The organism is Kribbella sp. (assembly GCF_035655035.1).
Classification (GTDB): domain Bacteria; phylum Actinomycetota; class Actinomycetes; order Propionibacteriales; family Kribbellaceae; genus Kribbella.
In genome coordinates this window covers 1-7,506 of sequence record NZ_DASRVN010000563.1, presented here as the reverse complement: position 1 = coordinate 7,506, position 7,506 = coordinate 1, and the positions used below count along the sequence as shown (strand labels likewise).

Below are 7,506 nucleotides of genomic sequence, written 5' to 3'. Positions count from 1 at the left end.
CGGTCGAACTGGTCCTGGTAAGCGGTGACGAAGCCCTGCATGGGGACGTGGCGGCCGTCCTTCGAGACCCAGTCGCCGGTGTAGGTGAGCGCGTAGCAGGCCTTGATGTTCGGGTTCGCGGGCTTGCACTCGGCGCCCTTGCCGATCCGGACGCCCTGCATCCCGTTCGACTCCACGTCGACCAGGTGCTGGGCGAAGCCCTTCGCCTCGTACAGCGTGGTCTGCCGGACCCAGTAGTACCCGTCGATCAGCCCGCGGGCGTTGAACTGCTGCAGGATGTAGTTCTTCCCGGCCTTGGTCTTGTCCCAGTCCGGCAGCCAGCCCTTGGACGGCGTGAACCAGACGCCGTACCCGACCTCGACGCCGACGTCGTTCGGCCCCTTGGAGTCGTTCGGGGTCGGCGTCGGCGACGGCGTGTACATGGTGCCGAGCGGCTCCGGCGACTTCTCCGCCGCGGACTTGCCGTCACCCTTGCCGGTCACCAGCAGTACGACGCCGAGCGCCACCAGCAGCACCGCGACGATCGCGCCGGCCATGATGATCCACGGCAGCTTGCTCGGCTTGTGCGGGTGGTTCGGGCGCGACGGCCCGGGGCCCCAGCCGCCGGGAGCCGGGGCGCCGGGAGTCGGCATGGGGGCCGGCGGCGGGCCCGGCGGTGGACCGTACTGCTGACTCATAGTTGTTCCTCGCGGTAGTTCTGGGCACCGATCACGAGCCGGTCACAGGCTGTCGATCACGGACTTCTTCATGGTCGCGGCGTCCGCCTCGGCCTTCGGGGCGAAGTCGGCGTTGGTCCGGAAGTCCAGCGCGGTGACCACGCCGTCCTTGCGCCGGTACGCCTCGACCGAGCCCTTGACCTTCGTCTCGGCACCGTTCCTGGTGAAGGTGGAGGTGTAGTCGATCGCGACGCACTCCACCAAGACGTCCTTGGGGCACGGCAGGTTCCGTACGGTGCCGAGCTGGGCGACCTCCTGGTCGGTCTCGCCCTCGACGATGCCGAGCAGGTAAGCGTTCGCGGTGACGTCGCGCTTCTGCCGGACCCAGAAGAACGCCCGCGCGTTCGCGGTGTCGTTCGGCGGGTAGATCGCGAGCTCCTTGCCCGCCTTCTCCTTGGTGTAGAGCGTCCAGCCCTGGGCCGGTACCACCGACACCCCGAAGCCCACCGGCAACGCGTTCGGCGGCGGCTGGTACGACGACTTCGGCGCGGCCGGCGTACTCACCGGCGTGCTCGGCGGGTTGGCCGGGCCGGCCTTGTCGCCGCCGCCGGACAGCGCGACCAGGACGATCGCGACGATCACCACCACGAGCAGCCCGGCGCCGATCGGGATCAGCAGCGGCGGGACGTTCGGCAGCGCGAAACGCTTCTTCTCCGGCGGCGGGCGGCGCAGCGACGGCGGTCCCACCTTGTCGCCCCAGGACGACGACGTCTGGGTCGCCGGCCCAGAACCAGGCCCGGAGCCAGGCCCAGCACCAGACCCGGAGCCAGGCCCTGGGCCAGGTTCGCCGGGGCCGCCCGGGCCGTTGGGTCCGGGCGTGCCGGAGCCGCCCCACGGTGACGGGGGCGGCTGCACCTCGAGGTTCCAGGGCGACGGCGGCAGCTGCTCCTCCGGCTCGTCGCCCTGGGCCTCGTCGGGTCCTGGCTGGTTGACCCAAGGGTTACCGGCAGGACCCTTGTCGCGCTTTCCGCTCACTGACTCTCGACCACCGACTTCAGCATCGCCGACGAGTCCGGGTCGAGGGTGGCGAGCTTGTCCTTGCGCCCGTACACCTGGGCGACCGTGATCACGCCGTCGTTCCGCTCGACCACGGCGACGAACCCGACCGCCGCGTAGCTGCCGCTCTGCGACGTGCTGACGCCGGAGTACGCCTGCGACATCAGCACCTTCACCGGGGTCTTGTCCTGCGGACCCGGTGTCACGGTCTTGACCTGCTTGGTCTGCGCCGACGTCAGCGTCTTGGTGTTGGCCTTGACCACGTCGGCCAGGATCGACTCGGCCGGCTCGGAGCTCTTGGCGGCCGCGACCATGAACAGGCCCTCGCCCTGCTTGACCAGCACCACGCCCTTGTAGCCGTCGAGGCTCTTGCGGACGTAGCCCGGCTGGGGCTTCACGTAGATGCCCTCGGCAACCGCGATGCCTTCGTCGGTGCCAGTGCTCGGCTGGTTCGTCGGCTGCGCGGTGGGCTCGGCCGTGGGCTCACCGGTCGGCTGACCGGATGGCTGTGCCGTCGGCTCGCCGGTCGGGTTGCCGGTGGGCTGCGTGGACGACTGGGTCGTCGGCGTCGGGTCGGCCTGGTCGTTGCCGCCCTTGAAGATCAGGGCGAGCACGACACCGATGATCGCGACCAGGGCGAACGCACCGCCGGCGATCAGCAGGGTCTTGCTGTTGCCACCACGGCGCGGCGGCTGCTGGCCGCCCCACTGCTGGCCGCCGTACTGCTGCTGGCCCGGGAATCCCTGCTGCTGGTACTGCTGCTGGCCGGGGTAACCCTGCTGCGGCTGCCCGGGCTGCTGGCCGTAGCCAGGCTGCTGCTGCCCAGGCTGTCCCTGCTGACCAGGCTGCCCAGGCTGACCCGGGAACGACTGCTGGCCCGGCTGCTGCGGGTACTGCTGGCCGTACCCCGGCTGCTGGTACTGCCCAGGCTGCTGCTGCCCGGGCTGCTGCTGCCCGGGCTGCTGCTGCCCGGGCTGCTGACCCGGCTGACCGGACTGCCCAGGCTGCTGCTGGCCCGGCTGCTGCTGGCCGTACCCAGGCTGTTGGCCCGCTTGCTGTTGCCCAGGCTGCTGCTGAGGTTGTCCGTAACCAGGCTGCTGTCCCGGCTGGCCGCCGTACGGCGGCTGTCCGCCCTGGCCACCGTACGGCGGCTGCTGCTGGTTGCTCATGCCTGCGTCTCTCCACTCGTCGCAGCGGTCGGTGCGGTCACCCCACGGGCGGACTTCGGTACCGAACGCACCGAGTTGCCACAGGCGGAGCAGAAGTCGGACTGCGGGAGCAGCGGCATCTCGCAGCGCGAGCAGAACGCCAGCTCACCGGACGCGTGGTTCGAACCGCCGCGCGCGGCGGACTCCAGCGCCGCCTCCAGGAGGCCCTTGTGGAGCACGGTCCGGACCCGGATGATCAGCGCGCCGAGCAGCAACAGGCCCCAGACGACGCCGAGGACCGCGCCGATCGTCGAGCCGCGGCCGCCGACGAAGCCGAGCAGGTAGATCCCACCCTGGAACAGCGCGTTCACCACCATCGCCTGCAGCAGGCCGCCGACCCAGCGCGGCGTGAAGCCGTCGTACCCCTCGCCGAGGCCGGAGAACTCCGCGCCCGCGAGACCGGTCGCCGAGCCGTACACCAGCGGCTTGATGAAGCCGTGCAGCAGCACGATCGAGATCCAGGTCCCGGCGCTGCTGCCCGGGCCGGCGAAGCCGCCGTTGATCCAGCCCCAGTGCAGTACCAGCGTCTCGAAGCACGCGTACCCGACACCGGCGACGACGCCGAACGTGAACCCGTCCATCAGGTCGTCGTACCGCGGCCGCGAGGCCAGGTAGAGCGGGCCGATCTGCCGGATCAGCTCGGACACCACCGGTACCAGCAGGAGCAGGATCAGCAGGTCCCGCAGCGACGGCCCGGTGCTGTTGCCGCCGATCGAGTCGAGCGACAGCCCGATCTTGTCCGACCAGATCCAGGTGAACAGCCAGGCCAGCAGTCCGGTCAGCACGAAGGCCGCCGCGACCACCGGGATCGGCTCGTCCTCCCAGAGGTTCACGTCGTACAAGTAGATGATGTAGACGATCGGGATGGCGAAGGCCGCGATCATGATCGCCACCGGCAGCGCACCCAGTGCGGCGGTCACCACGGTCAGCAGCAGGGCGATGCCGAGCGCGACCTTGTAGGTGTACGGCTGTTTGCCGGATCCCTGCGGCATGATCGTCGAGACCAGTTTGAAGGACGCCACCGGCTCATCCGGCCTGGCGGCGTACGCGTTCTTCCGCTTCGAGTCCCCGGTGCGCAGGTCGTTGCCACAGTGGTGGCAGAACTGCGAAACCTCGGGGACGTCAGAGCTGCAGCGCGGGCAGACCACGCCATCCTCCCAACCTCGGACGTCCGGACCGGAGCGGGGCGCGCCGGCCGTGCCGGCCCCGAACGGTGCGGGCCGGACCGGGACAGATTCTCGTACAGGGGGTCCCGGATGCATCATTTCCCGCGCAGGGGTCACCTTTTCGTGTCCGGACCGTGCCTTAGACGCTGCTCGAATGTTGCCCAGACCTCGGCGACCCGGCGATCCAGGTCGTCCAGGCTGCCGGAGTTGTCCAGTACGACGTCCGCGGCCGCCAGCCGGTCCGCGCGGGACACCTGGCTGGCGATCCGCTGCTCGGCCTCCGCGGCGGTCATCCCGCGCTGCGTGGTGAGCCGTTCGACCTGGACCTCGACCGGTACGTCGACCACCAGCACCAGGTCGAACCTGCGATGGCCGGCAGCAGCCTGACCTGTCTCGACGAGCAGCGGGATGTCGTGCACGACGATCGCGGTGGACGACCTGGCCGCGGCGGCCTCCTCGAGCTCCGCGGAACGGAGCCGGACCCGCGGATGGATGATCGACTCCAGCGAGCGCCGCGCGGTCTCGTCGCCGAAGACCAGCTTCCCGAGCACCGGCCGGTCCAGCTCGCCCTCGGCCGTCAGTACCCGCGGCCCGAACGCGGCGACCACCTCGGCGAGGCCCTCGGTACCGCGCGCGACGACCTCTCGCGCCAGTACGTCGGAGTCGATCACGACGGCCCCACGCTCGGCCAGCCGCGCCGACACCGCGCTCTTCCCGGATCCGATCCCGCCGGTCAGTCCCACTCTCAGCACCCCAGCACCCTACAGAGCGCCGGACGCACGGAACCCCCGCACCCTGGTGGATGCGGGGGTCCCGAAGGCTACTGCTGCGGATCAGCCCTGGCCGGTCAGCTTCTCGCGGAGCGCCTGCAGCGCCTCGTCGGAAGCGAGCGCACCCTCGACGGGAGCGTCGTCCTTCGGGGCAGCGGCCGAGGAGTACGTCGAGGCCTCGCCGGCCTCCACGTCCGCCGTCTTGGCGTCCTCGATCTGCTTCTTGTGGGCCTCCCAGCGCGTGTGGGCCTCGGCGTACTGCCGCTCCCACTCCTCACGCTGCGCGTCGAAGCCCTCGAGCCACTCGCCCGTCTCCGGGTCGAAGCCCTCCGGGTAGATGTAGTTGCCCTGGTCGTCGTACGTCGCCGTCATGCCGTAGAGCGTCGGGTCGAAGTCGTCCGAGACCGGGTCCACACCCTCGTTGGCCTGCTTGAGCGACAGCGAGATCCGGCGCCGCTCCAGGTCGATGTCGATGATCTTGACCATGACGTCGTCGTTGACCTGGACGACCTGCTCCGGGATCTCGACGTGCCGCTCGGCCAGCTCGGAGATGTGCACCAGACCCTCGATGCCCTCCTCCACGCGGACGAACGCACCGAACGGAACCAGCTTGGTGACCTTGCCGGGCACGATCTGGCCCATCTGGTGGGTCCGGGCGAACTGCTGCCACGGGTCTTCCTGGGTCGCCTTCAGCGACAGCGAGACGCGCTCGCGGTCCATGTCGACGTCCAGCACCTCGACGGTGACCTCCTGGCCGACCTCGACGACCTCGGTCGGGTGGTCGATGTGCTTCCAGGACAGCTCCGAGACGTGCACCAGGCCGTCCACGCCGCCGAGGTCCACGAACGCACCGAAGTTGACGATCGAGGACACGACGCCCTTGCGGATCTGGCCCTTCTGCAGCTGGGTGAGGAAGTTCATCCGCACCTCGGACTGGGTCTGCTCCAGCCAGGCGCGGCGGGACAGGACCACGTTGTTGCGGTTCTTGTCCAGCTCGATGATCTTCGCCTCGATCTCCTGGCCGACGTACGGCTGGAGGTCGCGGACCCGGCGCATCTCGACGAGCGAGGCCGGGAGGAAGCCGCGGAGGCCGATGTCCAGGATGAGTCCACCCTTGACGACCTCGATGACGGTACCGGTGACGACGCCGTCCTCTTCCTTGATCTTCTCGATCGTGCCCCAGGCCTTCTCGTACTGGGCGCGCTTCTTCGAGAGGATCAGACGGCCTTCCTTGTCCTCCTTCTGGAGAACCAGGGCCTCGACGTGGTCGCCGACGTTGACGACCTCGTTCGGGTCGACGTCGTGCTTGATCGACAGCTCGCGGGACGGGATCACGCCTTCGGTCTTGTAACCGATGTCGAGCAGGACCTCGTCCCGGTCGACCTTGACGATGGTGCCCTCGACGATGTCGCCGTCGTTGAAGTACTTGATGGTCTGATCGATCGCCGCGAGGAAGTCTTCCTCCGACCCGATGTCATTGACCGCTACCTGCGGGGTGGTGCGCACTGCTGGGTCGAGGGGAGCCTCGATGCTGGCCGTCATGTGGTGGGTTGCTCCGTGGACTGGTGGTGTCGTGCGGTCGCGCCATGTTCCTTTGGATCGCACCAAACCGCGGGATTGCCAGAAGACGACAGATTCACCACCGAGCTGCTGCGAGTCACGAGCCTGCTCCGTCCGAGGTCGCGCGGGCCCATAGCGCATCTCACAGAATACCGGGCTTGACTCGGACAGCACAACCTGGGGCACCCGGTATCACCGGCCGCCCGCCGAGGTCTCCCGACGTGCCCGACAAGTACGACTGATCTCAATGTACGACGTCCAGGTCCGGGCGGCCGCCCGCCAGCGTGCCCGTGTCCGCCATCCGGGAGACCAGCCGGTGCGCGCGCGCCGCGATCTCGTGCTCGGCGGCCCGCGCCGCGAGGTCCAGCAGCGCCCACAGGTCGGCTGCCCGGCCCAGGTCCACGAGCGGTCCGCCGAGCCACCGGAGCTCGTTCAGTACGGCGCCCGCCAGCACCGTGTCCTCGCAGAACCGCAGCAGGTTGCCGAGGTCGGCGTACGGCGAACCGACGTGCGCGAACTCCCAGTCGATCAGGCCGGTGATCCGCGCGCTGTCCGGGTCGACCAGCAGGTTCTTCGGGTTGAAGTCGCTGTGCACCAGGCAGAACCGATCCACGCCGCCGGCCAGCAGCTCCTCCGCCTCGTCGATCACGGCGGCGAACCCGTCGTCGAGGCCCAGCTCCAGCCCCGCGACGTACTCGCTCAGGTCACCCAGCCCGAACGGCTCGACCGCCAGCTCGTCGTCGCGGAACATCCCCGGTCGCAGAAACGGCATCCCGCTCAGCCGCGTCAGCAGCTCCCCCAGCTGCGTCCCGGCCGTACGGCGCTGCTGGTCCGTCGCCGTCTCCAGGAACACCTGCAGGTTGACGCCCGGCAGGCGCTCGGTCAGCAGGTACGGCGGTTCCTCGTACGAGCCGTCGCGCTTGAGGTCCAGTACCCGCGGCACCGGCAGCAGCCCGTGGACCAGTTGCAGCAGCGCGGCGTCCACGGCGGCCCGTCCCGGGTCCTTCACGTAGAACTTGATGACCGCGTCCTCACCGCCGGCGCTGACCGCGAACGTCTGCCCGCCGTACCCGCCCGCGAGCGGGACCGC

General features: G+C 69.5%; 7 protein-coding genes. All 7 read right to left on the bottom strand.

Annotation, left to right across the window (positions count from 1 at the left end):
* Positions 1-677: hypothetical protein (locus VFF46_RS30210; RefSeq protein ID WP_325040632.1), on the bottom strand; the 677-nt coding region annotated here is incomplete at its 3' end.
* A gap of 42 nt (positions 678-719) precedes the next feature.
* On the bottom strand, positions 720-1,691 hold the full coding sequence (locus tag VFF46_RS30205; protein WP_325040631.1) for a hypothetical protein: 972 nt from the start codon (positions 1,689-1,691) through the stop codon (positions 720-722).
* A complete protein-coding gene (locus VFF46_RS30200) occupies positions 1,688-2,881 on the bottom strand; it encodes a PT domain-containing protein (protein WP_325040630.1) in 1,194 nt (397 codons plus the stop codon). The genes VFF46_RS30205 and VFF46_RS30200 overlap by 4 nt, the downstream gene beginning before the upstream one ends.
* The gene (locus VFF46_RS30195) at positions 2,878-4,068 is read right to left on the bottom strand and encodes a PrsW family glutamic-type intramembrane protease (RefSeq protein ID WP_325040629.1); all 1,191 of its coding nucleotides are present in this window, start codon (positions 4,066-4,068) and stop codon (positions 2,878-2,880) included. The genes VFF46_RS30200 and VFF46_RS30195 overlap by 4 nt, the downstream gene beginning before the upstream one ends.
* Before the next feature lie 131 nt (positions 4,069-4,199).
* A complete protein-coding gene (gene coaE, locus VFF46_RS30190; RefSeq protein ID WP_325040628.1) occupies positions 4,200-4,838 on the bottom strand; it encodes a dephospho-CoA kinase in 639 nt (212 codons plus the stop codon).
* A gap of 81 nt (positions 4,839-4,919) precedes the next feature.
* On the bottom strand, positions 4,920-6,398 hold the full coding sequence (gene rpsA, locus VFF46_RS30185) for a 30S ribosomal protein S1 (RefSeq protein WP_325040627.1): 1,479 nt from the start codon (positions 6,396-6,398) through the stop codon (positions 4,920-4,922).
* Positions 6,399-6,660: 262 nt separating this feature from the next.
* Positions 6,661-7,506, bottom strand: an 846-nt coding sequence (locus VFF46_RS30180; RefSeq protein ID WP_325040626.1) for an aminoglycoside phosphotransferase family protein, incomplete at its 5' end; no start/stop codon positions are given.